Annotated in this window: 19 protein-coding genes; 9 read left to right on the forward strand and 10 right to left on the reverse strand. The window is 72.1% G+C overall.

The window, feature by feature from the left end; all coding sequences use genetic code 11:
- Positions 1-278 precede the first annotated feature (278 nt).
- From OG715_RS25530 to OG715_RS25545, 4 genes are all read left to right on the forward strand, one after another.
- Positions 279-1,073: an isoprenyl transferase gene (locus OG715_RS25530; protein ID WP_266271265.1), complete on the forward strand. Its 795-nt coding sequence runs from the start codon at positions 279-281 to the stop codon at positions 1,071-1,073.
- A 292-nt stretch (positions 1,074-1,365) separates the two neighbouring features.
- Entirely contained in the window at positions 1,366-2,700 is a 1,335-nt protein-coding gene (locus tag OG715_RS25535) for a PhoH family protein (RefSeq protein WP_266271266.1), read from the forward strand.
- A 492-nt stretch (positions 2,701-3,192) separates the two neighbouring features.
- The gene (locus OG715_RS25540; RefSeq protein ID WP_266271267.1) at positions 3,193-3,963 is read left to right on the forward strand and encodes an aggregation-promoting factor C-terminal-like domain-containing protein; all 771 of its coding nucleotides are present in this window, start codon (positions 3,193-3,195) and stop codon (positions 3,961-3,963) included.
- Between the two features lie 483 nt (positions 3,964-4,446).
- Positions 4,447-5,943 (forward strand): AI-2E family transporter, encoded by a 1,497-nt coding sequence (locus OG715_RS25545; RefSeq protein WP_266271268.1) that lies wholly within the window; start codon positions 4,447-4,449, stop codon positions 5,941-5,943.
- A gap of 67 nt (positions 5,944-6,010) precedes the next feature.
- On the opposite strand, the gene OG715_RS25550 is transcribed toward OG715_RS25545, so the two are convergent.
- The 4 genes from OG715_RS25550 to OG715_RS25565 all read right to left on the reverse strand — a co-directional run bounded on the left by OG715_RS25550 (position 6,011) and on the right by OG715_RS25565 (position 9,700).
- Positions 6,011-6,400 (reverse strand): hypothetical protein, encoded by a 390-nt coding sequence (locus OG715_RS25550; RefSeq protein ID WP_266271269.1) that lies wholly within the window; start codon positions 6,398-6,400, stop codon positions 6,011-6,013.
- Entirely contained in the window at positions 6,397-8,064 is a 1,668-nt protein-coding gene (locus tag OG715_RS25555) for an alpha/beta hydrolase (protein WP_266271270.1), read from the reverse strand. Before OG715_RS25555 ends, OG715_RS25550 begins: the two co-directional genes overlap by 4 nt.
- Before the next feature lie 538 nt (positions 8,065-8,602).
- Positions 8,603-9,145 carry an alkyl hydroperoxide reductase gene (locus OG715_RS25560; protein WP_266271271.1) on the reverse strand — a complete coding sequence of 181 codons (543 nt, stop codon included), beginning with the start codon at positions 9,143-9,145 and terminating at the stop codon, positions 8,603-8,605.
- A 3-nt stretch (positions 9,146-9,148) separates the two neighbouring features.
- On the reverse strand, positions 9,149-9,700 hold the full coding sequence (locus OG715_RS25565; protein WP_266271272.1) for a peroxiredoxin: 552 nt from the start codon (positions 9,698-9,700) through the stop codon (positions 9,149-9,151).
- A gap of 192 nt (positions 9,701-9,892) precedes the next feature.
- Between OG715_RS25565 and OG715_RS25570 the strand changes: the two genes are divergently transcribed.
- Positions 9,893-10,846 carry a LysR substrate-binding domain-containing protein gene (locus OG715_RS25570; protein WP_266271273.1) on the forward strand — a complete coding sequence of 318 codons (954 nt, stop codon included), beginning with the start codon at positions 9,893-9,895 and terminating at the stop codon, positions 10,844-10,846.
- Between the two features lie 45 nt (positions 10,847-10,891).
- Here the strand turns inward: OG715_RS25570 and OG715_RS25575 are convergent, their stop codons facing one another.
- On the reverse strand, positions 10,892-11,515 hold the full coding sequence (locus OG715_RS25575; protein ID WP_266271274.1) for a TetR/AcrR family transcriptional regulator: 624 nt from the start codon (positions 11,513-11,515) through the stop codon (positions 10,892-10,894).
- Positions 11,516-11,675: 160 nt separating this feature from the next.
- On the opposite strand from OG715_RS25575, the gene OG715_RS25580 reads away from it, so the two are divergent.
- The gene (locus tag OG715_RS25580) at positions 11,676-13,874 is read left to right on the forward strand and encodes an MMPL family transporter (protein WP_266271275.1); all 2,199 of its coding nucleotides are present in this window, start codon (positions 11,676-11,678) and stop codon (positions 13,872-13,874) included.
- An 87-nt stretch (positions 13,875-13,961) separates the two neighbouring features.
- Here OG715_RS25580 and OG715_RS25585 read toward each other — a convergent pair whose 3' ends face one another.
- The 3 genes from OG715_RS25585 to OG715_RS25595 all read right to left on the reverse strand — a co-directional run bounded on the left by OG715_RS25585 (position 13,962) and on the right by OG715_RS25595 (position 20,312).
- Entirely contained in the window at positions 13,962-15,857 is a 1,896-nt protein-coding gene (locus OG715_RS25585; protein WP_266271276.1) for a SpoIIE family protein phosphatase, read from the reverse strand.
- A gap of 110 nt (positions 15,858-15,967) precedes the next feature.
- A complete protein-coding gene (locus OG715_RS25590) occupies positions 15,968-16,696 on the reverse strand; it encodes a class I SAM-dependent methyltransferase (RefSeq protein WP_266271825.1) in 729 nt (242 codons plus the stop codon).
- Between the two features lie 649 nt (positions 16,697-17,345).
- Positions 17,346-20,312 (reverse strand): AfsR/SARP family transcriptional regulator, encoded by a 2,967-nt coding sequence (locus OG715_RS25595; RefSeq protein ID WP_266271277.1) that lies wholly within the window; start codon positions 20,310-20,312, stop codon positions 17,346-17,348.
- 217 nt (positions 20,313-20,529) lie between these two features.
- Here OG715_RS25595 and OG715_RS25600 point away from each other — a divergent pair, with 217 nt between their 5' ends.
- A complete protein-coding gene (locus OG715_RS25600) occupies positions 20,530-20,787 on the forward strand; it encodes a hypothetical protein (RefSeq protein WP_266271279.1) in 258 nt (85 codons plus the stop codon).
- 491 nt (positions 20,788-21,278) lie between these two features.
- On the opposite strand, the gene OG715_RS25605 is transcribed toward OG715_RS25600, so the two are convergent.
- Positions 21,279-21,566 (reverse strand): hypothetical protein, encoded by a 288-nt coding sequence (locus OG715_RS25605; protein ID WP_266271280.1) that lies wholly within the window; start codon positions 21,564-21,566, stop codon positions 21,279-21,281.
- A gap of 219 nt (positions 21,567-21,785) precedes the next feature.
- On the opposite strand from OG715_RS25605, the gene OG715_RS25610 reads away from it, so the two are divergent.
- Positions 21,786-22,547, forward strand: coding sequence for a GntR family transcriptional regulator (locus OG715_RS25610; protein WP_266271281.1), 762 nt, complete (start codon positions 21,786-21,788; stop codon positions 22,545-22,547).
- A 127-nt stretch (positions 22,548-22,674) separates the two neighbouring features.
- On the opposite strand, the gene OG715_RS25615 is transcribed toward OG715_RS25610, so the two are convergent.
- On the reverse strand, positions 22,675-24,342 hold the full coding sequence (locus tag OG715_RS25615; protein WP_266271282.1) for a fumarate hydratase: 1,668 nt from the start codon (positions 24,340-24,342) through the stop codon (positions 22,675-22,677).
- A 222-nt stretch (positions 24,343-24,564) separates the two neighbouring features.
- Between OG715_RS25615 and OG715_RS25620 the strand changes: the two genes are divergently transcribed.
- Positions 24,565-25,290 carry a DUF1707 SHOCT-like domain-containing protein gene (locus OG715_RS25620; RefSeq protein WP_407661131.1) on the forward strand — a complete coding sequence of 242 codons (726 nt, stop codon included), beginning with the start codon at positions 24,565-24,567 and terminating at the stop codon, positions 25,288-25,290.
- The last annotated feature ends 76 nt before the right edge of the window (positions 25,291-25,366 follow it).

The raw sequence follows: 25,366 nt of genomic DNA on the forward strand, positions 1-25,366 counted from the left end.
AGACCATTGGGGGTCGTCAAGCATTGAACCGTCGGCTTACGGATTCCTTAAGGAAGCAGAGACCGTTCCGTATCCGGCCGCCGGGCGTTCCCCCGGCCGCCCCCGGGGCGCCGCGCGGGTACCTTCCGGCCACTCGCGCCCGGCCTGCGGCGACAGAGTCCGCACAGGACCGTGACCCTCCCGCGACCTGCGGCTTTCCCTGCCGCCACAGCGCGGGAGTAGGCTGCGCCGGGGGTTCTGAAGCACCCGCTGAAGTGAGCACGGAGGGGCCGAAAACCATGGGTCTGCGCGATGTCGTCGAACGCACGCCGGGTCTGCGCGTCCTGCTGGACGGGATGTACGGCCTCTACGGTCGCCGGGTCGAGGTGCACCTCGCCCGCACCCCGCACCACATCGGGGTGATCCTCGACGGCAACCGCCGCTGGGCCAAGGCGACCGGCGGTTCCACCGCGTACGGCCACCAGCGCGGCGCCGACAAGATCAGCGAGTTCCTCGGCTGGTGCGACGAGACCCACGTCAAGGTCGTCACCCTGTGGATGCTCTCCACCGACAACCTCTCCCGCCCGGCGGACGAGCTGGTCCCGCTGCTCGGCATCATCGAGGACGCCGTCACCGGCCTGGCCGCCGCCCGCCGCTGGCGGGTCAACCCGGTCGGCGCGCTGGACCTGCTGCCGCAGCACACCGCCGACGTCCTGAAGCGCGCCGCCGACGAGACCGAGGGCATCGAGGGCATCACGGTCAACGTGGCCGTCGGCTACGGCGGCCGGCACGAGATCGCCGACGCCGTCCGCTCGCTGCTCCAGGAGCACGCCGGCCGGGGCACCTCGATCGAGGAGCTGGCCGAGGTCCTGGACGTCGAGCACATCGCCGAACACCTGTACACCAAGGGGCAGCCCGACCCGGACCTGGTGATCCGCACCTCGGGCGAGCAGCGGCTCTCGGGCTTCCTGCTCTGGCAGAGCGCGCACAGCGAGTTCTACTTCTGCGAGGCGTACTGGCCGGCCTTCCGCAAGGTGGACTTCCTGCGGGCACTGCGCGCCTTCGAGCAGCGCAACCGGCGGCTGGGGCTCTGACGGGGGCACCGGGGATCCGACGGGGAGCGTCGCCCGCGGCGTGCCGGGGAGCGATGTCCTCGTGCCGGGGAGCGGCGTCCTCCGGGGCGTCGGGATTGACCGCCGTAAGAGCTGGCCTACCCGGTGGCAGGGCGAGGCCAAACGTTCATCCGCAATGATCCGTCAGTTCTTCGGGGGCGCGAATGCACCGCCCCCCGCCTGGGAATACTCCGATCAGACCGGCTCCGAGGCCACCGGGGCAGCGGGGCCGGCTTGCCGCGGATGACGCAGGGTCATCCGCCCTGGAGGCCTAGTGGTCAGTTCCAAGAGCCGCCGGACACCAGACCGGCGGACGTACGTTCTCGACACCAGTGTGCTGCTGGCGGACCCGCTGGCGATGACCCGTTTCGAGGAGCACGAGGTCGTCCTCCCCGTGGTCGTGGTCACCGAGCTGGAGGCCAAGCGGCACCACCCGGAGCTGGGCTACTTCGCCCGCCAGGCGCTGCGGCTGCTCGACGACTTCCGGATCCGGTTCGGGCGCCTGGACGAGCCGATCCCGGTCGGCGAGCTCGGCGGCTCCATCCGGGTCGAGCTCAACCACTCGGACACCTCGATACTGCCGGTCGGCTACCGGGCTGGCGGCGGCGAGGCCGACACCCGGATCCTGGCGGTCGCCCGCAACCTCCAGGCCGAGGGATACGACGTCACCGTCGTCTCCAAGGACCTCCCGCTGCGGATCAAGGCGTCCTCGGTGGGCCTGCTCGCCGAGGAGTACCGCGCCGAGCTCGCGATCACCTCCGGCTGGACCGGCATGGCCGAGCTCCACGTCGACGCCGACGACGTGGACGCGCTGTTCGCCGCCGGCCACGACGCCGGCGTCGACGTCCCCGGCGTCGCCGACCTGCCCGTGCACACCGGCCTCGTCCTCACCTCCGAGCGCGGGAAGGCCCTGGGCCGGGTCGCCGGCGACGGCCGGGTGCGTCTGGTGCGCGGCGAGCGCGAGGCCTTCGGCCTGCGCGGGCGCAGCGCCGAGCAGCGGGTGGCGCTGGACCTGCTGCTGGACCCGGAGGTGGGGATCGTCTCGCTGGGCGGGCGGGCGGGTACGGGGAAGTCGGCGCTGGCGCTGTGCGCGGGGCTGGAGGCGGTCCTGGAGCGGCAGCAGCACCGCAAGGTGATGGTGTTCCGGCCGCTGTACGCGGTCGGCGGCCAGGAGCTGGGCTACCTGCCGGGGTCCGAGTCGGAGAAGATGAGCCCCTGGGCGCAGGCGGTCTTCGACACCCTGTCGGCCGTCACCACGCCGGACGTGGTCGAGGAGGTCATCTCCCGGGGGATGCTGGAGGTCCTGCCGCTGACCCACATCCGGGGGCGCTCCCTGCACGACGCCTTCGTGATCGTGGACGAGGCGCAGTCGCTGGAGCGCAACGTCCTGCTGACGGTGCTGTCCCGGATCGGCCAGGGCTCCAGGGTGGTCCTCACCCACGACGTCGCCCAGCGCGACAACCTGCGCGTCGGCCGCTACGACGGCGTCGTCGCCGTCGTCGAGAAGCTCAAGGGCCACCCCCTGTTCGCCCACATCACCCTCACCCGCTCCGAACGCTCCCCCATCGCCGCGCTCGTCACGGAGATGCTGGAGGACGTCCAGCCCTGATCCGGACGGCCAGGACTTTCCAGATCTTCCGGACTTTCCGGACTTTCCGGAAACCAATGGGCAGTTAGGGACAAAACAGTCAATTCCCGGTATAGGGCCCGCTCCTGAGGGAGCGGGCCCTTGTCCCTTTCATCACATCGAGTGCTTTCTGTCCGGTGAACGCCGGTACGGTGAATGTGACATCCGCCACGCAACAGGGAATTGCGTCGACAGTGCCCGGTGCGGCATGGTGAGGGTTCTGTCAGGCCCCGCGTACGGCATGGCAGGGCTTCCGGGAGATCGGGGGTCCGGCCCGGACGGTCCACCAACTCCGGTCAGTGGACGCACAATTGAAGACCTGAGCCGTACGCCGCCCGATCACAACGCCCGGTCGCCTCACCTCGACCGGACGCCGGGTCAGTACCTCCCGTGACCAGCACCGTACGGAGGGCAGCGCCAAGGGGCATGTTGCGCCTGTACGGTCACGCGTGGGCGATGCTGGAAGGAATCCATGTGACTCGGATCTCGGTCCGGGGAGTCGCTGTCGCCTCCGCCACCGCCGTCACCGCTGTCGGCGCCGTTGTTGGTATGGGCGCGGGCAGCGAGGCAAAGACGACGCAGACGGTCGACGTCGCCGGCGCGACGCTGCTTGCCGAAGTCCCCTCCGGCGCCCAGGCGCAGACCATCAGCGACAACATCGGCTCGCAGGCGGCCGCCCAGCAGGCCGCTGCCGACGCCGCCGCCAAGGCCGCTGCCGAGCAGAAGGCCGCCGAAGAGGCAGCGCGCCAGCAGGCCGCCGCCGAGGCGCAGGCCAAGGCCGACGCCGCCGCCAAGGTGGCCGCCGACGCTGCCGCCAAGGTCGAGGCGGACAAGGCCGCGAAGGCCGCCGAGGAGAAGCGGAAGGCCGACGAGGCCGCCGCCAACCGCTCCAAGGCGCGTTCGGCGATGGCCGCCACCGACAGTGCCCCGACGACTCCGCCGGTCTCGGTCAGCCCCGGTTCGGTGCAGGAGCTGGCCCAGCAGATCATCGGCAGTGACGCGCAGTTCCAGTGCTTCAGCCAGATCGTGAAGCGCGAGAGCGGCTGGAACTACACCGCCACCAACAAGAGCTCCGGCGCGTACGGCCTGGTCCAGGCGCTGCCCGGCTCCAAGATGGCCTCGGCCGGTGCCGACTGGCGCACCAACCCGGCCACCCAGATCCAGTGGGGTCTCGGCTACATGAACAGCCGCTACGGCAGCCCCTGTGGCGCCTGGTCGTTCTGGCAGTCGCACCACTGGTACTAGGAACGCCCGCCGAGGCCCCCCGATCACGATCGGGGGGCCTCGGCGTTTCGCTTTCCGGGCCGGGGCTCTTCGGGCCGCGGCGCTGGGCTGCGGCTCCTCGGGTGCGGTCGGTCCGGGAGCGGGCCGCGCCGCCCGGGTGGCGCTGACCATTGCGCCACGGGCGGTGCGGTCCTGGGTGCGGACGCGGGGACGGGGAGGGGTCCTGGTAGCTCCCCGCACCGGCCGGTCCGCCGACAGGCGGCTCCTGGTTCCCGCCCGACTCCTCCCCGCTGTCCTGTGCCTGAAACCACCGGGGACATCCGGGTTTGCCCCGGAATCGCCCCCCGCCCGACCGGCCCCCCGCCGCAAGAACCCGGGCGGATCGCGCTCACCGGGCGGACTCACCGCACCGCGGCCGGGTAGCGTCTGTCCCTGACGGCCGTGGCGGGACCCACGGCGTGCCGCCGCACCGGGCGGCTCCGGCGGGGAGAAGTGGTAACGAGCATGGCGCGGGGCGGAAAGGCCTTCAAGGCCGTGGCCAAGGGCATGGCCGTGGTGGCGAGCGCGGCCGCCGTCATCGAACGGCGCCGACGGGCCGCGATGGCGGCCGACTTCCACGAGACCCTCCATCCGCCGCACCCGGTGGACCAGGTGGATCCGGCGGCGGCTGCGGCTGCCCGCCTGCTGCCCGGTCCGCTGCCCGGCCCGCGCGGTGCCGCCGTACCGGTGGCGGCGGCGGTCGCCGCCGCGCCCGTCCCGGTGGCCGCACCGCCCGCCCCCGTCCCTGCGACCGCTCCCACTGCCGTGCCCACTGCGGCGGCCACCGCCGCGCCGGTGGCCGCTCCCGCCGCCCCGCTGCCTCCGCACGGCCACTTCGGCCGGCCCGCCACCCCCGCCGAGGCGGTGCCGTGGGGCCTGCGGGTCGCCGCCGAGTCCACCTGGCGGCTGCTGCTGCTCGGTGCCGCGCTCTACGTCGTCTTCTACATCGTCGACATGCTGCGGCTGGTCGCCTTCGCGGTGCTCGCCTCGCTGCTGATCTCCGCGCTGCTGGAGCCCACCGTCTCCTGGCTGCGCCGGCACGGGGTCCCGCGCTCACTGGCCGCCGGCGGAGTGTTCATGAGCGGACTGGCCGGCATCGGGCTGGTCGGCTGGTTCGTGGTCTGGCAGGTGACCACCAACCTGGAGACCGTCACCAGCAAGGTCAAGGCCGGTGTCGACCAACTGCGGGACTGGCTGATCACCGGGCCGCTGCACCTGACCGAGCAGCAGATCACCGACTTCGCCAACCAGATCACCAAGGCGATCAGCACCAACAGCGAGCAGATCACCTCCGCCAGCCTCACCGGCGCGCAGATCGCGGTCGAGGTGCTGACGGCCGTCCTGCTGGCGTTCTTCACCACCTTCTTCCTGCTCTACGACGGCGAGCGGATCTGGAACTGGGCACTGCGCGGCCTGCCCAGGCATTCCCGGTACGCGATGGCCGGCGCGGGCCCCAAGGCGTGGGCCACGCTCACCGCCTACGTCCGCGGCACCGTCTGCGTGGCGTTCATCGACGCGGTCTGCATCGGCGTCGGGATCCAGTTGCTCGGCGTGCCGATGGCGCTGCCGCTCGCGGTGATCATCTTCCTCGGAGCCTTCGTCCCGCTGGTCGGCGCGCTGGTCACCGGCACCGTCGCGGTCCTGATCGCGCTCGTCACCACGACACCGTGGACGGCGCTGATGGTGCTGGTGGTCCTGATCGCCGTCCAGCAGATCGAGGGCCACGTCCTCCAGCCGCTGATCCTCGGCCGCGCCGTCCGGGTCCACCCGCTCGGCGTCGTCCTCGGGGTGGCGGCGGGATCGATCATCGGCGGCATCGGCGGCGCCATCGTCGCCGTCCCCCTGATCGCGGTCACCAACACCGTCGTCACCCACCTCCGCCGCCGCAACGAGGCCGGCCAGGCCGTCTTCACCGCCCTCGAAGCCGCCCGCGAAGCCGCCACCCGCCCCCCGACCCCCTGACAAATCACGAATCGGGCCCCTCGGCCGCGGACCGGAGTCCGGGGCGAGGGGCCCGTCCGATGTCCGCTCAGTGCGCGGCGAGCACTGCCATCCAGACCAGCGCTCCCACGCAGCCGAGCAGTGCGCCGTTGGCGACCAGCGCCGATCTTGCCCCGCTCTCCCAGCGCCGGGCCGGTGTGACGACCAGCAGCGCCCAGGCCAGCAGCCCCCCTGCCGCCGGTCCTGCCAGCGGCAGCAGAACGACCCGGGCGGCCCGGTCCACGTGCCAGTCCTCGTCGAGCGCGAACAACGAGAGCAGCGACGCCCCCGCGACCCACCCGACCACCAGGACCCCCACCAGCACCCAGTAGGCGACCGCCAGCCTCCGCCACCCGCCCCGGCCCGCCGCCGCACCCGGTCGGCCACCGACACCACCGACCGGATGCCGGGAAGCGCCCTGCTCACCTTGCCGACTCATCTGCCGCCCACCTTCTCCACCAGGTCGGAACGCCCGCTGACGATCGCCCCGATATTGTGGACCGACGTCTTGTCATCACGTTGGCTGTCGTCCCAGTAGCCGGAGTGCGCGCTCCCGTCGAGCGGCCCCGGCGGAACCCGGAAACGAGTTCCGCCGAACTCGGTGGTCGCCGGATCGGTGCCGAACCAGGCACCGTTGGGGTCCAGGGCCGGGCCCACGGCGCCGAGCCCACTCGGCGCATGCGAGACGTAGTCGTTGTCCGCCGCCCCGACAAACACATGGTCGGCGCCAACACTGAAGTCCGACGCGTGTTTTGCGCCGGCGCCAGGGCTTCCGACGAGAATGACGTCGTCGGCCGGCAGCCCTCCGGGTCGCTGGGCAGCCAGGCCGACGAGCAGCGAACCGTAGCTGTGGCCCTGCGCCGTGACATGTGCAGGCGCGCCCTGATGGGTTGCACGCTGTCCGGCGAGGAACTTGTTGTAGGCATCCGCCCCTGCTTGGGCCCGGTCGTCGGAGACGATGGCGGGGACCGGCAGGCCGGAGCCGGACTTGAGGGGCGGGTCATAACCGAGCCAGACGATTGATGCGGTGGAACGGGACGGATCGGCATGTTGAGCGGCGTCGTAGACAGCCTTGGCCCGGTCGGCATCGCCGCCACCAACACGCTTCAGTTCGGTATTGAGGCCTCCTACGAATGATGTGACGTTCTGAGCCGTGTCCGGGTTTCCGAACGAGAGGATTCCACGGCCCTGACCTTCCTCGCCGATTCCGAGCAGGTAGACCGGTGGTCGGCTCCCTGGTTGTGCCGATGCAGTCTTGAGTCGCTCCCGGATGCTCCGGAATCCGTCCAGCTTGCGCTGGTCCTCGTCGGAGAGAGGTTGCGTCTTCTGTTCGTACTTGTCGATGAGCTTCGGCAGCGCGAAGCGGTTTGCCTGATCGCGATCGACGGCCGGAATACCGTCGCGATTCCCGACCAGATCAGGATGATCTTTGATCAACCGCTGCTGTTCGTCGCTGGTGAGCCCCTGCCACCAGGCGTTCACCTCGGTCGGCGGTGCGTCCTGTCGGGGCAGCGCCGCAGTCACGACGGAGATCGCGGAGAGCTGTGGATCGACCTGGTCACTGACAGCAGCCACAGGGTCGAGGCCGGAACCGTCGCGCGCGCGCTGCGTGTAGTGCCGGAGCCGATCGGAGACAGTTTGATCCGCTGTCCCGGCGTCGGTCAGCGCGGCTGTGATGCGTGCACTGATGGCGGTCGCCGTGGATTTCGGGTTGTAGTCCGGATCATGATGGTCGGAGTACGTTGTGGCGGGCCAGGAGATGTCGCCGCATTCATTGATCGTCATCCCGGCAGTCCGAAGGTCGTCAAGCGCCTTCCGGAGCTTGGCTTGCGCCAGCATCAGGGCATCGGCGCCATAGCGGATGACGTCGCTGATCAGTCGGAGCTCGGTCTGGGCAGCCGTGAGTTTGTTGGTTGTGCCTTGCAGCGTGGTACGAGCTGCTGCCGATGTCGAGCCGGACCAGCCCGAAGTCGCGACCCTGCCGTCGACCCCGTTCTTCCAGCTCGTCGTGTGGGCGCTGAACCGGCCCGAGATTTTGGCGTAGCCGTCGGCGGTGCCGTACATGGCGGTGAAGTCGGTGTCGCGCAGAGTGGCGATGTCCATCGGTCCGCCTAACCGAAATGCTGGACGAAGTTTGCCTGTTGCGCCGGGGTCGGGCCGGGTCCTCCGGGGGATCCGCCGCCGGCGAAGTGGGTGGCCACCTGGCTGTTGGTACTGCGATAGCCCCGACCTGATTCCGCAAGGTGCTGGCCTTGGCGTCCCATCTCGGTGTGGAGGTCGTTCAGCAGGGTCCTCCACGAGTCTGTGCAGTCGTTGAGCGCGGAGGCCGTCCGGAACCCGTGGAGTTTGGCCTCGGCCTGGTCCGACGAGTCCAGGAGAGCTTTGGTCTCCTGAGGGATCAGCGCCGCTGTCTCGGCTGCGGTACGTCCCGCAGCCTCCAGTTCTTCCGGTCGTACCTGGAACCCTGCGTTCCCCCCTGTGTCGGGCATGCGGCTGTTCCTCTCCGGGATGCGTGTTCGGTCCGGTTCGGACTGTAGTCGGGGGGCGGGGTGGGTGTGGGGGGAATGCGGGCATGCGAACGGGCCCCTTGCCCCCGGACCGGAGTCCGGGGGCAAGGGGCCCGATTCGTGGTGGTGCGGGGTCAGGCGGTGATGCCCGCCAGGGCGGCCTCGGAGTCGAGGACGCCGGCGACGGCCTGGAGGACGGCGGCGATCTTCATCGAGGCCTGGACGACCTCGCGGTCGACGCCGGCCTTGCGCAGGACGGCCTCGTGCGAGTCGAGGCACTGGCCGCAGCCGTTGATCGCGGAGACCGCGAAGCACCAGAGTTCGAAGTCGACCTTCTCGACGCCGGGAGTGCCGATGATGTTCATCCGCAGACCGGCCCGCATGCTGCTGTACTCCTTGTCGGAGAGCAGGTGCAGCGTCCGGTAGTAGACGTTGTTCATCCCCATGACCGCAGCCGCGCCCTTGGCGGCGTTGTACGCCTCCGGGGAGAGGTTGGCCTTGGCCTCGGGCTCCAGCTCGCGCAGCACGGCGGGGCTGCGGGTGGCCATCGCGCAGGAGAGCACGGTGCCCCACAGCTGCTGGGCGGGGAGGTCGGAGTTGCCGATGACCGAGCCCAGGTTGAGCTTGAGGTCCTTGGCGTAGTCCGGGAGGGCGGACTTCAGGTCGTCGAGGGCCATGGGTCAGCCGGCCAGCAGGGCCTGGGCGTCGAGGGTGTCCTCGCCCTTGGTCCAGTTGCAGGGGCACAGCTCGTCGGTCTGCAGGGCGTCCAGCACCCGCAGGACCTCCTTCGGGTTACGGCCGACGGAGCCGGCGGTCACCATGACGAACTGGATCTCGTTGTTCGGGTCGACGATGAAGACGGCGCGCTGGGCGGTGCCGTCCTCGGCCTCGACGCCGCAGGCGCGCATCAGGTCGTGCTTGACGTCGGCCAGCATCGGGAACGGCAGGTCGCGGAGGTCCTTGTGGTCCTTGCGCCAGGCGTGGTGCACGAACTCGGAGTCGCCGGAGACGCCGAGGATCTGGGCGTCGCGGTCGGCGAACTCGTCGTTCAGCTTGCCGAACGCGGCGATCTCGGTCGGGCAGACGAAGGTGAAGTCCATCGGCCAGAAGAAGACGATCTTCCACTTGCCCTCGTAGGACTTGTGGTTGATCTCGGCGAAGGCGTTCGCGGCGTCCAGGTCGACGCAGGCGTTGAGTTCGAACTCGGGGAACTTGTCACCGATCGTGAGCACGTTCGCTTCTCCTGAAGTTGAGACGAGGGGAGTTTGTCCGTTTTGCGGAACGGTCTCCACCATTCCACATCGTGGACTGATCAGGGAAATAGCTACACTCGATGTGACTGATCGGAGATGGTTATCAACAGTCCCATGCCCCCCTCCCGCCCCGCCCGTCGCAGGGCCCCCGCCCGTAAACCCGACGCCACTGTGGGGAACGCCACCTCGCGCAGCCCCCGGTCGCCGACGGTCGCGCAGCTCAGGGCCTTCGTCGCGGTGGCCGAGCACCGGCACTTCCGGGAGGCCGCGGCGGCCACCGGTACGAGCCAGCCGGCGCTCTCCGGGGCGGTCGCGGCGCTGGAGGAGTCGCTGGGCGCGCAGCTCGTCGAGCGTACGACGCGCCGGGTCATGATCACTCCCCTGGGTGAGCGCGTCCTGGAGCACGCGCGCCGGGTGCTCGCCTCCGTGCAGGCGCTCACCGAGGAGGTGGACGCCGCCCGTCGGCCCTTCACCGGGCCGCTGCACCTGGGCGTCATCCCGACCGTCGCCCCGTACCTGCTGCCGACCGTGCTGCGGCTGGTCCGCGACCGCTACCCGGAGCTGGAGCTGCACGTCCACGAGGAGCGGACGCCCTCGCTGCTGGAGGGCCTGGCCGCCGGGCGGCTGGACGTCCTGCTGCTCGCGCTGCCGGCCGGCGGCGCCTCGCCGACCCGGGACATCCCGCTGTTCGACGAGGACTTCGTCCTGGTCACCCCGCCCGAGCACGAGCTGGCCGGGCAGGTGGACGTGGCCCGCGACGTGCTGCTCGACCTGGACGTGCTGCTGCTGGAGGAGGGTCACTGCCTGCGCGACCAGGCCCTCGACATCTGCCGGGAGGTCGGCGCCGACCCCGGCGGCTCGACCACCAGGGCGGCCGGTCTGTCCACCCTGGTGCAGCTGGTGGCCGGCGGTCTCGGGGTGACCCTGCTGCCCGCCACCGCGCTGGACGTCGAGGCGGGGCGGGCCGACCGGCTGGCCGCCGTCCGCTTCGCCGCGCCCGCGCCGGGCCGCCGGATCGGGCTCACCGCCCGGCCGGGCTCGGCCCGCAGTGGCGAGTACGACCGCTTCGCCGCCTCGCTGCGGGAGGTGCTGGCCGAGCTGCCGGTCCGGATCGTCCAGTCCTGACCGGGGCGGGGCCCGCATCGGGAGTGCCTGCCCCCGCGCGGCCGCTCAGGTCCGCGCGGCCGCGCCGAGGCAGAGGCCGACGGTGGTGGCCACGAGCAGGTCGAGCGCCCGGCGGGACTCCGCCTCCGGGTCCTCGCCGGCGGCCTTGAGGACCAGGTAGCGGTCGCTCAGGCCGTTGAAGCCGGCCAGGAAGTACACCGCGACCTCCCCGGCGGGCACCGGCAGCGTCAGCCCGTGCGCGGCGGCGAGCCCGGTGAGCAGCGCGGCGGCGGTGTCCTCGATCTCGTGCTGGAGCGCCCGCATGGTCTCCTGCAGGTCCGGGTCGCGCAGCGCCATCGCCGAGAACTCGGTGATCAGGGCGCACTTGCCGTCCTCGCCGACGGCGCTGTCCCAGAGGGCGTGGACCATCGTCCGGACCTGCTCGCCGAACGGGCCCTCGGCGGGGGCCGAGGCCCGGACCTGGCCGATGAACTCGGCGGTCAGCTGCTCGACGACGGCCCGGTAGAGGTCCTTCTTGGTGCCGAAGGTGTAGTGCACCGTCGCCTGTGCCACGCCCAGCTCCGCCGCGATCGCACGGGTGCTGCCCGCGGCGATCCCCTCGCGGGCCATCAGGTCGATCGCGGCCTGGATCAGTTGGGGGCGCCGCTCGGCGGCCGGGACATGAGCCATTGGGCCAGGGTATCGCCATGTTCGGACAACCGGATCGAATGATCTCGTCGACTGTTCGCGTCGGTCGACTTTGTCATGCGACAAGGTTGCGCGTACGGTGAGGAGGACGACCGAGCACCGCGCTCCCGCCTGCCCGAACGACCCGATCGAAGGTGCACGCATGGCCACGTACCTGTACCGCCTGGGCCGCCTCTGCTTCCGCCGGAGACGAACCGTCCTCGCCGTCTGGCTCGCCCTGCTGATCGCGATCGGCGGCGCCGCCGCGGCCTTCGGCGGCAAGACCACCGAGGAGTTCAAGGTCCCCGGGACCGAGGCCCAGGCCACCCTTGACCGGATCAAGGACACCTTCCCGGCCCAGGGTCACGGCTCCGCCCAGGTGGTCTTCCGCAGCGACGCGGCCGGCGGCATCGCGGGCCCCGAGAACGCCCGGGCCGTCGGCGAGGCGGTCGCCCGGATCGCCGCCGTCCCCGGTGTCGCGGGCATCCCCGACCCCTACGCCACCGGAGCGGTCTCCCCGGACGGCACGGTCGCGCTCGGCCTGGTCTCCTTCGACAGCAAGCTCGGCGACATCACCGACCAGCAGCGCGACGCGGTCAGGGCGGCGGCCGACCCGGCCCGCGCGGCCGGCGTCACGGTGGCCTTCGGCGGCGACGCCTACAACAAGATGGCCCAGGTCGACGGCGGCGAGGTGATCGGCCTGATCGTGGCCGGGCTGGTCCTGGTGGTCACCCTGGGGTCACTGGTCGCGGCCGGGCTCCCGCTGGTCACCGCGCTGGTCGGGGTCGGGATCGCGATGGCCGGGGTGTTCACCGTGGCCGGCTCCTTCGAGGTCATCTCGACCGCGCCCGTGCTGGCGCTGATGGTCGGCCTGGCGGTCGGCATCGACTACGCCCTGTTCATCGTCTCCCGGCACCGGCGCCACCTCGCCGAGGGCCTGGAGCCGGAGGAGGCCGCCGCCCGCGCCAACGCGACCGCCGGCAGCGCGGTGGTGTTCGCCGGACTCACCGTCGTCGCCGCGCTGGCCGGGCTGGCCGTCGCCGGGGTGCCGTTCCTGACCGTGATGGGCCTGGCCGCCTCCGCCGCCGTGGTGGTCGCGGTGCTGGTGGCGATCACCCTGCTGCCCGCGGTGCTCGGCTTCGCCGGCCGGAGCATCGACCGGCTGCCGGTCCGGCGGCGCCGGACCACGGGGCGCACGACGCTCGGCGAGCGCTGGGCTGGCTTCGTGGTGCGCCGTCCGCTCGCCGTGCTGCTGGTGGGCCTCACCGCCCTGGTCGCGCTCGCCGTGCCGGCCGCGAGCCTCACCCTCGGCCTGCCGGGCGGCGGTTCGCAGGCCAAGGGCACCGACGCCCGCACCGCGTACGACCTCGTCGACCACAGCTTCGGCCCCGGCTTCAACGCGCCGCTGGTCGTGGTGGTCGACGCCGCCGGGGCGGCGCAGCCGGAGCAGGCGGTCCAGGGCGTGGCCGGGCGGCTCGGCGCGCTGCCGGGTGTTCAGACGCTGCTCCCGCCGCAGTTCGACGGGCCGAGCGGCACCGCGCTCGTCCCGGTCATCCCGAGGACCGGCCCGGACCACGCCGACACCCGGCAGCTGGTCACCGACATCCGCGACCAGCGCGACGCCCTCCGGGCGGAGACCGGCGCGCGGATCGACGTCACCGGCACCACGGCCGCGAACATCGACGTCTCCGCCAAGCTGAGCGACGCGCTGCCGCCGTTCGTCGCGGTGATCGTGGGCATCGCGCTGGTGCTGCTGGCGCTGGCCTTCCGTTCGATCCTGGTGCCGCTGAAGGCGGTGGCCGGCTTCCTGCTCTCGATCACGGCCTCGCTCGGTGCCGTCGTCGCGGTCTACCAGTGGGGCTGGCTGGACGGCCTGATCGACGTGCCGAAGGTCGGCCCGGTGGTCAGCTTCGTGCCGATCCTGCTGATCGGCGTGCTGTTCGGGCTCGCGATGGACTACGAGCTGTTCCTGGTCTCGGGGATGAAGGAGCACCACGTGCACGGCATCGCGCCGCGCGAGGCCGTGGTGGCCGGGGTGAAGAACGGCGCCCGGGTGGTCACGGCGGCCGCGCTGATCATGGTCGCGGTGTTCGGCTCGTTCGTCTTCGGCCACGACCCGATCGTCCAGCCGATCGGCTTCGCGCTCGCGGTGGGCGTGCTGGTGGACGCCTTCGTGGTGCGGATGGCCCTGGTGCCGGCCGCGATGGCGCTGTTCGGGCGGGCGGCCTGGTGGTTCCCGAAGAGCCTGGACAAGGTGGTGCCGCGGGTGGACATGGAGGGCGAGCAGCTGATGGCCCGGCTGGAGCCGGCGGCCGGCGCGGCCGCCGCCGACCCGGGGGCGAAGCAGCCCGAGCGGGTCTGAGTCGGGCACGGCCGGGCACGCGCGGGCACGACACAGGGGCTGCCCCCGGCGTACCGCGCCGGGGCAGCCCCTTGTCCGCCGCGAGTACTACGGCAGCCGCTGCTCGAACCAGACCACCTTGCCGGTGCCCAGCCGGGTCGCGCCCCAGCGTTCGGCGCACCGGGCCACGATCTGCAGGCCCCGTCCGCGCTCGTCCTCCGGCCCGGTCCGGCGCGGCCGGGGCAGCAGCGGGCTGTCGTCCCCGACCTCGCAGCGCAGCCGGGTGGTGCGGACCAGGCTCAGCGTCACCGGGCGGGTGGCGTGCTGGACGGCGTTGGTGACCAGTTCGCTGACCATCAGCTCGGTCGCCTCGGTCAGTTCCTCCAGCCCCCAGCGGCGCAGGGTGTGCGCGGCCAGCCGGCGCGCCCGCCCCGGTGTCTCGTTGCGCGGCTGGAGGTACCAGTGCGCGACGTCCCCGGCCGGGATGCCGTCGAAGCAGGCGGCCAGCAGGGCGATGTCGTCGCCCCGGTCGCCCGGCGGCAGGATCCGCAGCGCCTCCTGGCAGAGGTGCTCGGGTGCGTGCCGCAGGGTGCCCGAGAGCCGGGCGCGGAGCAGTTCGAGACCGTCGCTGAGCGGTCGGCTGCGGGTCTCCACCAGACCGTCGGTGAACAGCAGCAGGGCCGATCCGGGCGGCGCGGGCAGTTCGACGGAGGAGAAGTCCACTCCGCCGACGCCGATCGGCGCCCCCGCCTCCAGGTCGAGCAGTTCGGCCGTGCCGTCGGGCTGGACGAGCACCGGCGGCACGTGCCCGGCGTTGGCGAGCACCACCCGGTTGGCGATCGGGTCGTAGACGGCGTAGACACAGGTCGCCAGGTGCTGTTCGCGGCCGAGCCGCTGGGCCTGCTCGTCCAGGTGGTAGAGCACCTCGTGCGGCGGCAGGTCGAGGGCGGCCAGGGTCTGCGCGCTGGTGCGGAGCTGGCCCATGATGGCGGCCGAGGTGAGCGAGTGGCCCATCACGTCGCCGACGATCAGCGCGACCCGGTTGCCGGGCAGCGGCACCGCGTCGTACCAGTCGCCGCCGACCTGGGCGCCGCGCTCCCCGGGCAGGTAGCGCTGGGCGAGCCGGACGCCGTGCGGCTGGGGCAGGCGCAGCGGCAGCATGCTGCGCTGGAGCTCGTTGGCTATCTCCCACTCGCGGGCGTACCGCAGCGCGGTGTCCACGGCCAGCCCGGCCTGGGTGGCGAGGTGGGTGGCGGTCGCGGTGTCGGCGGCGTCGAAGCCGGGCCGGCCGCTCTTGTCCTCCGGGCGCCGGATCAGCACCAGCAGTCCGAGCACGGCCTTGCGGCCGCGCAGGGGCAGGGCGAGCACCGAGGTGCCCGGGCTGAGCCTGGCCAGGCCCCGGGCGCCGTACAGCTCGCGCAGCAGCTCGGTGGTGCGGGCGCTGCCGGTGTCCTCGGCGGAGCCGAGCACGACCGGTTCGGCGGGGCGGCGGCTGAGCAGGGTGTGGGCGAGCGCGCCGCCGCGGGTGACCGGGGTGGCCGGGCCGGTGTCGGCGGTGGAACGCGCGCCGTACCGGCTGCCGTAGCGGTCCCCGTAGCGGTCGCGCCCGTCGTCGCCGGCCGGGCGGCCGCGCCGGCCCAGCCGGGTGCCCTGGCTGTGGTGGATCCTCAGCTGCTCGGGGAAGCCGGGCTCGCGTTCGACGTTCGGCAGCGGGTCGCGCAGGTGGACGACGGCGGCGTCGGCGAGGGCGGGGACCAGGACCCGGCCGACGTTGCGCAGGGTGGCGACCAGGTCCAGCGCGCTGTTGATCCGCCGGGTCGCGGAGTCGAGGTAGGCGAGGCGCTCGGCGACCCGGTCCGGCGGCCGGGGCTGCTGGTCCTGCTGCTCCGGCTGGTCCGGCTGCTGGGACCCGGCCCGGGCCGGTGGTGGCGGGGGTGACGGCGGTCGGCGCGGGGTCGGCAGGGCAGGCGGCTGTCCGGCCTCGGGTTTGAGCTGGTCGCGCACGGGTGCCTGTCCTGGGATCGGTACGGTCTGGGGCCTGTTGCTGCTCTGTGGTGTGCGGTGGTGCTCCGGTCCGCCGGCGCCGCCGGGACCCGGCGGGTGCCGACCGGTCGTCAGCCGACCCGCCGACAGCGGAGGAAGAGCTGCTCCTCCGGCGGCAGCGTGGTGCTGGCCGGCGCGTACGGACGCCCCTCCTGCTCCTCGATCACGAACCCGGCGTCCAGCAGGACCCGTTCGAGATCCTCCCGCAGGTACCCGCTGATCCGCAGCTCCCGCCCGAGGAAGGGCAGCGGAACGTGGTCCAGGTCCGCCTCGACCATACCCAGCGCCAGCAGTCCGCCGGGCCGCAGCAGGGCGCGCAGCCGGGCCAGCACGGTCGGGATCTCGTCCTGGGGGAGGAGGATCAGGGAGAAGAACGCGGTGACGGCGTCGAAGGTGCCCCGCCCGGCGGGCCCGAGCTCCGGCAGGTTCCAGGCCGAGTCGGCGCGTTCGGTCGCGAGGTCGTACATGTCGATGCGGTGCAGGGCCGGCGGGTGCGGGCCGGGGTGGTGGGCCTCCCGGGCCAGGGTCAGCATGACGTCGGACAGGTCGACGGCGGTGACCCGGGCCCCGGCCGCGACCAGCTGGCGGACGGTCGGTTCGCCGCTGCCGCAGCCGACGTCCAGCACCGAGGCGCCCGGCTCCAGCCGGGCCAGCAACCGGCGCCCGCAGGCCAGCTGGCCGTGCTTGGAGGGGAACGCCTCCGCGTATCCGGTGCCGATCGTGTCGAAGGCGACCGCCTGCAGGGCGCGCGCGGCCCGGCGGCGCAGGACGTCGGGACCGCCGCCCGCGTCCTCGTCGATGGGGAACGGATCCGATATCTGTCCGGTCGTCACGATTGAGAGGCACCTTTCGGCCGGGCCTCCGGTCGGCCGGTCGAGGCGCGAGGCAGGACCGCCGTGTCCTCCCGGCGCCCGCGCTGCCCCGCCGGCCCGCTGCCGGTGGCGGTACGTCACGCTCCCCGCGTCACACTGACTGCATTGCCACGCTGACTGCACTCTGACACTTTGCACAGACTCTTTGCACAGGGACACTCTGCACTGCGGGAGCGCCGCCGCGCTGCCTTTTGCCGGATGCTCCACCGGAGAAGTGCACTTGTGTGTGTACTGGAATCCGAGAATATGCGTGATCACTCCGCCATGGGGTCCGTTTTCGGCCAACTCGTGGCGGTTGGCCGACGGCACCCCCCCTCCCCGGAAGCACGGGGCGCGGGCGGAGGTGGTGCGTCCGGGGCGCGCACGCCGTACGAGGAGCGGGCTCGGCCCCGCTGACCTGCGGTTCTGTCGATCCGCAGGCCGGCAATCCGACGTTTATCGAACGTCAATCGGCGCGGTGCACAGTGGAGTCCAGCGCCGGGGAAGCGTTGAAGGTGCTCCCGCAGCCGGGGGGCTGCGGGAGCACCGAACGCTCACGGGGAGGACCCCAGGGGGGAAGTACGGGGGAAACGGGGCCCTACGGCGCGGGGGGAGGGAAGGGCTCGGTGTGCTGCTGGGAGACGAGGTCCGCCACGGGGGAGGCCTCTGGCACACCGAGCCGCGTGAAGACGGCGTGCGCCTCGCGCAGGCACGCCAGTCCGCGTGCCGGCTGGGCGAGGCCGAGCAACGCCTCGCCCAGTGCGGCGTTCGCCAGGCCCTGGCAGTAGGCGGAGTCCATCTCCAGTCCGATCGCCAGTGACTCCTCGGCCGTCTCCGCCGCCTCGGCCTGCTGGCCGGCGGCGAGCAGCGAGGAGGAGAGCCGGGCGAGGGTGTAGCCCTCCCAGAGCGGGTTCTGCTGGGCCTGGTACAGCTTGTGCGCTTCCCGCAGATGGTCGACCGCCTCGCCGGAAGCGAGGACGACGCCGAGCTGGTAGAGCGTGTCGGCCAGGCACGGCCCGTTCTTGGACGCCCGCGCGGCCGCCACCGCCTCACTGGCGGAGCTGACGGCGACCTCGGTCATCCCCAGCCGTTGCTGGACGCGGGCGATGTTGCTGATGAGCCTGGCCTCGCCGATCGGCGCACCGACCACCCTGCTGATCGCGAGTGCCTGCTCGAAGAACGGGAGGGCCTCGGCGGGCCGGTTGCCGATGCTGAGGATGATGCCGAGGGTGTTGGTGGCGGCGGAGCGAAGGACCGTCATGTCGCCGCTGGTCTGGAACTCCAGGCTCCGTCGCAGCGAACGCTCGGCGCCCTGGAAGTCGTTGGTGACGGACTGCAGGGTGCCGATCGCGAAATGCACCCGCGCGAGTCCGGCGGAGTCCTCGGCCACCTGGGCATTGCGGTCCGCCACCTCCAGGATGGAGCGGACCCGGGGTCCCTGGGTCGGGTCGGCCCCGAGGCTGTACAGCAGGATCAACAGGTCCACCGCGGGCCGACGCAGCTCACTCGGCCCGCAGACCGCGGTCTCCACCGAGCTGAGCAGGACGGCGTTCTCGGACCGGAGCCATTCCCGGGCGGCGTCGCTCGTCGGCAGGGGCAGCCCGGGGCCGTCCGGCGGACTCAGCGGCTCCGGCAGCTGGTCGTCGGGCTCGATCGCGCGGGCGGCGTTGTACATGGTGGGCAGCAGCAGGTTCAGCAGCCGTCGCACCGCCGAGTGCTGCTGCTCCGTGTCGCCGACCCGTTCGTTCTGCCGCTGGGCGTAGAGCCGCAGCAGGTCGTGGTACCGGTAGCGACCCGGAGTGAAGCACTCCAGCATGTTGGCCTCGACGAGCGCCTCGGCGACATCCTCGGCCGTCCGCTCGTCGGTGCCCAGCAGCGCGGCGGCCGCAGCCAGGGGGAAGTCGGGCGAGTCGATCAGCGCGAGCAGGCGAAAGGCCCGGGCCTCGGTGGGGGACAGCTGTCCGTACCCGAGCCCGATGGTGGTCTCCACGGCGAGGTTGCCGAGCTGCAGCTCGTCCAGGCGCCGCCGTTGATCGGCTAACCGACGGGCCAGGTCGGAGACGCTCCACCGGGGGCGGCTGGCGAGCCGGGCGGCGGCGATGCGGACCGCGAGCGGCAGGAAACCGCAGGCGGTCACCACGGCCATGGCGGCTTCGGGTTCGGCGGCGACGCGCTGCTCGCCGACGATCGTGGAGAAGAGCGCCAGCGCCTCCTCCGGGGTCAGCTCCTCGACGTCCACCAGGTGCGCGCCGGGGATGCCGGCCAGCCGGGAGCGGCTGGTGGCGAGCACCGCGCAGCTGGAGACCCCGGGGATCAGCGGGCGGATCTGCTCGGCGTCCTGGGCGTTGTCGAGCAGGATCAGCATCCGGCGGCTGGCGAGCAGCGACCGGTAGAGGGCGGCGCGCTGCTCCAGTGAGTCGGGGTTCTCGGTGACGCCGAGCGCGTGCAGGAAGTCGCCGAGCACCATGGCGGGATCGGCAGGTGAGGCGCCCGCGCCGCGGAGGTCGACGTAGAGCTGCCCGTCCGGGAACTCCGTGCGGACCCGGTGGGCGACGTGCACGGCGAGGGTGGTCTTGCCGACGCCGCCGATGCCGGCCAGTGAAGTGACCACCACGGCTTGACCGGTGGCGCTCATCAGGACGGACGAGAGGTCGGCCACCATCTCCGCCCGGCCGCTGAAGTCGGAGACGTCGGCCGGAAGTTGGGCCGGGGCCGGCGGGGGCGCCGGGTTCTCCTCCCTGGCGGTGAGCACCGGGGCCGGCACGACCGGGAGCGCCAGCGCGGGATCCGCGGCGAGGATCCGGGCGTGCATCGCGGAGAGGCCGGTGCCCGGTTCGACACCCAGTTCGTCGATCAGCAGCTTCCGGGTGTCGGTGTAGACGCCGAGCGCCTCCGCCTGCCGGCCGCAGCGGTACAGCGCGAGCATCAGCAGTTCGCGCAGCCGCTCGCGCAGCGGGTGTTCGGCGGTGAGCGCGTTCAGCTCGCCGACCACCTCGGCGTGCAGGCCGATGTCGAGCGCGACCGCGCAGCGCTCCTCGGCCACCGACACCTGGCGCTCGGCGAGCCGCTGCCGCTGGGAGTCCGCGTAGGGGCCGGGGACGCCGGTGAGCGGCCGGCCGGCGAACAGCGCCAGCGAGCGGACCAGCAACTGGTGGGCGTTGTCCAGGTCTCCGGCACCACGTGCGGTCGTGGCCTCGACGGCGAGGTTCTCGAAGACGATGACGTCCAGGGCTTCGGCCGGGATGTGCAGGGCGTAGCCGTCTGCGACCGAGACCAGGAACTCGGCGGGACGGCGCACCTCGCGGCGGGGCTCGATGACCGTGCGCAGCCGGGAGACGTAGGTGCGCAGCGCCGCGACGGCCTGGGTGGGCGGTCGGTCGCCCCAGAGTCCGTCGACGAGGTCCTGGGTGGTGACCGGGCGGCCGGCGTGGAGCAGGAGCATGGTCAGGACGGCCTGCTGCTGCGGGGAGCCGAGGGCGAGCTGCCTGCCGTCGAGCCAGGCCTGGACCGGACCGAGTACCTGGAAGCGCAGCGCCGGAGCAGGCGGCGTCTCCCGAAACTCCATGTAGTCCCCCGATGGCCTGGTGTCGATTTCCCGGTAGGGCGCTCGGCGGTTCCGCCGTTGTGGTGGCTTCAGCTTAGGCGGGGGGCCGACTCTGCCGGACGGCACGGTCAGCCGCACGATGTTTATCGGACATTTAATCAACCCTACGATACTGACTCCGTGCCCGCGCCGAGCCGGTGGGGCACACGACATTTGATGACCGAAAGGCGGCCCGCCCATGGCCAACAACGAGAGCGCGACCCCCGTGTCGACCGAGCCGGCCGTCGAGGCCGTCGCCGGCCAGGCCGTCGAGGGCGCGATCGCGGCGACCCCGAACCCGGCCGAGTACACCGAGCCCACCGCCGACCACAAGGCCGACCTGCTGGACGACGAGTTCGGCGACGAGGGCCAGTACATCGTGGACGCCGAGAAGGCCGACGGTGCCGAGCCCGGCCAGAAGCGCGAGCCTCAGGGCATCATCGCCGCGCACCCGTAAGCGCGTCGATCAGCAGTTCCGGGGGGAACATCCGTGAAGCACTTCCGTCGCCTCGCGATCGTCGCCGTCTCGACGATCGTGGTGACCACCGGCTACCTCGTGACCGCCACCGGCGCCTCTGCCGGAATCATTGCCGGTCACCCGTAGCTCCACACGCCACCCGAGCGCCCCGCATCCCGCCACCGGCGGTGCGGGGCGTTCGCGCGTCGGGCCGCCGGTGGCCCTTCGCTTCTCGGGGTGGGATTCCTGGTGCCAATTCGGCACTGATATCGGCGGAAACCGCCCATGTGTATACGAGTTGATCTCGACCTTGTCGCGTTCACGAGTTGTACGGCCGCTGTCACCGGAGCCTTTGTCGAGAATGTCGGCAATTGCCTCCGGCACATGTCCGCACGGCCCTCCCCACGGCCCGCCCGCCGTCGCGGCGAGCGGCCCGTACGTGTACCCGGTGGCCGGAACTCGCCGTCGGGTTTGCCCCGCCGGGTGAGGGGTCAGGCCGCGTGGGCGGGGGCGGTCGGTGCCGGGTCGGCGCGGCCGGCGGGTCTGGTGGGGTCGGCCGGGTCGGCGTCGGCGGCGCCGGTGCTCCCGCCGTCGGCCGGGCCGGCCGGGGTGACGTGTTCGGGGCGGGCGGTCCACTCGCAACCGCCCTCGGGCGGGCGGAGGTAGTGCTCCCCGCCGATGGTGTCCATGTAGACGCCGGTGCGTCCGGTCCTGGTGTCGAGGACGGATTCCCCCACGCGCGGCCGGTAGGCCGCGGCGGCGCGCTTTCGGATGCTCACCGCGCTGCTCCTTGCTGCTCCGGTGCGGGCGCGGCGACGGTGGTGGCCGGCCCTGGTCGCTGTCGTGGCTTGGCTTTTTGGTTCGGCTCTGCTCTGCGACTACCCAGCATCTCTAGAGAAGCTAATATCTCTAGAGATGTCAACGGTCCAGCCGGTCCTATCGGCTTACCGGCGGCCGCGGGCGCGCCTACGATTTCCGAGAGGACGAGGGAGAAGGCGATGGTCGGCAGCAGCAGCGGCGAGAAGCAGCCCAAGTACCAACGGATCGCCGACACGCTGAAGGCGGCCATCGACGCCGGCGAGTACCGGGCGGGCGACCGGCTGCCCGGCGAGAACGACCTCATGGACGTCTACGGCGTGGCGAGGATGACCGCCCGTCAGGCACTCGGCGTGCTGCAGAGCGAGGGCATCGCCGAGGCCCGCCGCGGGGCCGGCGTCTTCGTCCGGGACTTCCGGCCGCTGCGCCGGCGCGGGATCCAGCGGCTCGCCCAGGGCCAGTGGGGCTCGGGCCGGTCGATATGGTCGGCCGACATCGACAACCGCACCCTGGTCGTCGACCAGGTGTCGGTCACCGAGCAGGGCGCGCCCGAGCACGTGGCCCGGGTGCTCGGCGTCGACCCGGGCGAGCCGATGTGCGTGCGGCACCGGCGCTTCGTCCTGGACGGCAAGCCGGTGCTGCTGTCGACCTCCTACCTGCCGGCCGGACTCGTGGCCGGTACCGCCATCACCCGTGAGGACACCGGTCCCGGCGGCACCTACGCGCGGCTGGCCGAGATAGGCGCCAAGCCGGTGCACTTCCGCGAGGAGGTCCGCTCCCGGATGCCGGCCGCCGAGGAGACCGCCCGGCTGGAGCTCTCCGCCGGCACCCCGGTGATCCTCATCTGCCGGACCGCCTTCGCCGACGAGGGCCAGGTCGTCGAGCTGAACGAGATGATCCTGGACGCGGCCTCCTACGTCCTGGAGTACGACTTCGACGCCTGACGCCCGACGCATTGACGCCCGACATCGGGTGCCCGGCACCGCACGCGGACGCGCCACCGCCCCGGGCGCGGACGGCGGCCGGGGCGGCGGGTCGCGGCACTGGGCCGCGGGGGAGCGACGGTGCGCGCTACTCCTTCGAGCGGACCCGCAGGCTCGTGATCAGCGGGCCCTCGGTGGTCTCGCGGAAGAAGTCGTTGCCCTTGTCGTCGACCACGACGAAGGCCGGGAAGTCCTCGACCTCGATCCGCCAGACGGCCTCCATGCCCAGCTCGGCGTACTCCAGGACCTCGACCTTCTTGATGCAGTCCTGGGCGAGGCGGGCCGCCGGGCCGCCGATGGAGCCGAGGTAGAAGCCGCCGTGCGCGGCGCAGGCGTCGGTGACCTGCTTGGAGCGGTTGCCCTTGGCGAGCATGACCATGGAGCCGCCGGCGGCCTGGAACTGGTCGACGTAGGAGTCCATCCGGCCGGCCGTGGTGGGGCCGAAGGAGCCGGAGGCGAAGCCCTCGGGGGTCTTGGCCGGGCCGGCGTAGTAGACCGGGTGGTCCTGGAGGTACTTGGGCATGCCCTCGCCGGCGTCCAGGCGCTCCTTGATCTTGGCGTGGGCGATGTCGCGCGCGACGACCAGGGTGCCGGTGAGCGAGAGCCGGGTCTTCACCGGGTACTTGGAGAGCTCGGCGCGGATCGCGGACATCGGCTGGTCGAGGTCGATCCGCACCACGTCGTCGTCGAGGTGTTCGTCGGTGGTGTCCGGCAGGTACTTCGCCGGGTCGGTCTCCAGCTGCTCCAGGAAGACGCCCTCGGCGGTGATCTTGCCCAGGGCCTGGCGGTCGGCGGAGCAGGAGACGGCCATCGCGACGGGCAGCGAGGCGCCGTGGCGGGGCAGTCGGACCACGCGCACGTCGTGGCAGAAGTACTTGCCGCCGAACTGGGCGCCGATGCCGATCTTCTGGGTCAGCTCGGTGACCTTGGCCTCCAGCTCCAGGTCCCGGAAGCCGTGGCCGGTCTTCGCGTCGCCGGAGGTCGGCAGCTGGTCCAGGTAGTGCGCGGACGCGTACTTGGCGGTCTTCAGCGCGAACTCGGCGCTGGTGCCGCCGATCACGATGGCCAGGTGGTACGGCGGGCAGGCGGCGGTGCCCAGCGAGCGGATCTTCTGCTCCAGGAACGAGAGCATGCTGGCCTCGTTCAGGATGGCCTTGGTCTCCTGGTACAGGTACGACTTGTTGGCCGAGCCGCCGCCCTTGGCCATGAAGAGGAACTTGTAGGCGTCGCCGTCGGTGGCGTAAAGCTCGATCTGGGCCGGCAGGTTGTTGCCGGTGTTCTTCTCGTCCCACATGGTCACCGGGGCCATCTGGGAGTAGCGCAGGTTGAGCTTCGTGTACGCGTCGTAGACGCCGCGGGCGACGGCGGCCTCGTCGCTCCCGGCCGTCAGCACGTTCTGGCCGCGCTTGCCCATGACGATCGCGGTGCCGGTGTCCTGGCACATCGGCAGGATGCCGCCGGCCGAGATGTTGACGTTCTTCAGCAGGTCCAGCGCGACGAAGCGGTCGTTGGGGCTGGCCTCGGGGTCGTCCAGGATGCGGCGCAGCTGGGCGAGGTGGGCCGGGCGGAGGTAGTGCGAGATGTCGTGCATCGCCTCGGCGGTGAGCAGCCGCAGGGCCTCGGGCTCGACCTGGAGGAAGGTCCGGCCGCCGGCCTCGAAGGTGGAGACACCCTCGGAGGTGAGCTTGCGGTAGGGGGTCGGGTCAGCGCCCAGGGGGAGAAGGTCGCTGTACTCGAAGTCCGGCGTGGGAGCCATGGGGGCGGTCCTTAGATATCCAGTGTTGCCAGTGTTCCGGCTGCGTCGGCGAAGCACCCTGGAGGGCGAGAGCACCCTCAAGGGTAGGACGCGCGGGAATCGCGCACGCGGGAAGGTCAGCCTGCGTGACCGGGGTCACCCACCGGTGGGGGCGGGGCTTGCCCGGTTGACTAGGCTGGGCCCGTGGAGAACTCGCCGTCGAAGGACCCGCAGGACCAGCGGATGGACGATCAGGGCCGGGGGGCCGTACCGATGACCAAGCCTGCGGCGACGCCGCCCGCCCGACCCGCGCACGCCCCCGTGGCGGAGGCCGAGATCCGGGCCTCGGACGCCGACCGCGAACGGGTGGCCGAGCTGCTGCGCGACGCCTACGCCGAGGGGCGGTTGGACGTCGAGGAGCACGCCGAGCGGATCGAGGCGGCGTACGGGGCCAAGACCCTGGGCGACCTCGTGCCGCTGACCCGGGACCTTCCGGTGCACAGCGGGATCTCCTTCGAGAAGCCGCCGCTGGGCGACCCGGCGGCGGCCCCGCGTCCGGACGGCCCGGTGCGGCTGCCGGCCCGCAACGAGGCGCCGACCATGCTGGCGGTCTTCGGCGGCTCGTCCCGCAAGGGCCGGTGGCGGGTGGGGTCGAACCTGCGCGCGGTGGCGATCTTCGGCGGGGTCGAGATCGATCTGACGGACGCCGTGTTCGAGTCGCCCGAGGTGGTGATCGACGTGGTGGCGATCTTCGGCGGGGTGGAGATCAAGGTGCCGGAGAACGTCAGCCTGCACGGCGGCGGCGTCGGCATCTTCGGCGGCTTCGACGTCAAGGAGCAGACCGCGGCGGACCCGTACGCCCCGGTGGTGCGGGTCAAGGGCGCCGCGGTGTTCGGCGGCTGCGAGGCCAAGCCGCGCCGGGGCAAGAAGCTCAAGGAGTGGGTGCGCAAGCAGCTCGGCGCCGACTGAGCCCGCGGGCCGGGCGGTCGGACGGAACGGTCCGGCGGGCCGCCGGGACGCATACGGAACGACGGACTCCGCCGCT

It is taken from the genome of Kitasatospora purpeofusca, from assembly GCF_036010405.1.
In the GTDB taxonomy this organism is placed as follows: Bacteria; Actinomycetota; Actinomycetes; order Streptomycetales; family Streptomycetaceae; genus Kitasatospora; species Kitasatospora purpeofusca.

What these genes read in the sequence shown, in the direction of transcription:
- OG715_RS25530 (WP_266271265.1), top strand. Translation starts at nt 279, where the DNA reads ATGGGTCTGCGCGATGTCGTCGAACGCACGCCGGGTCTGCGCGTCCTG.
- OG715_RS25610 (WP_266271281.1), top strand. Translation starts at nt 21,786, where the DNA reads ATGGTCGGCAGCAGCAGCGGCGAGAAGCAGCCCAAGTACCAACGGATC.
- OG715_RS25600 (WP_266271279.1), top strand. Translation starts at nt 20,530, where the DNA reads ATGGCCAACAACGAGAGCGCGACCCCCGTGTCGACCGAGCCGGCCGTC.
- OG715_RS25615 (WP_266271282.1), bottom strand. Translation starts at nt 24,342, where the DNA reads ATGGCTCCCACGCCGGACTTCGAGTACAGCGACCTTCTCCCCCTGGGC.
- OG715_RS25620 (WP_407661131.1), top strand. Translation starts at nt 24,565, where the DNA reads ATGGACGATCAGGGCCGGGGGGCCGTACCGATGACCAAGCCTGCGGCG.
- OG715_RS25595 (WP_266271277.1), bottom strand. Translation starts at nt 20,312, where the DNA reads ATGGAGTTTCGGGAGACGCCGCCTGCTCCGGCGCTGCGCTTCCAGGTA.
- OG715_RS25575 (WP_266271274.1), bottom strand. Translation starts at nt 11,515, where the DNA reads ATGGCTCATGTCCCGGCCGCCGAGCGGCGCCCCCAACTGATCCAGGCC.
- OG715_RS25560 (WP_266271271.1), bottom strand. Translation starts at nt 9,145, where the DNA reads ATGGCCCTCGACGACCTGAAGTCCGCCCTCCCGGACTACGCCAAGGAC.
- OG715_RS25555 (WP_266271270.1), bottom strand. Translation starts at nt 8,064, where the DNA reads ATGGACATCGCCACTCTGCGCGACACCGACTTCACCGCCATGTACGGC.
- OG715_RS25580 (WP_266271275.1), top strand. Translation starts at nt 11,676, where the DNA reads ATGGCCACGTACCTGTACCGCCTGGGCCGCCTCTGCTTCCGCCGGAGA.
- OG715_RS25545 (WP_266271268.1), top strand. Translation starts at nt 4,447, where the DNA reads ATGGCGCGGGGCGGAAAGGCCTTCAAGGCCGTGGCCAAGGGCATGGCC.
- OG715_RS25550 (WP_266271269.1), bottom strand. Translation starts at nt 6,400, where the DNA reads ATGAGTCGGCAAGGTGAGCAGGGCGCTTCCCGGCATCCGGTCGGTGGT.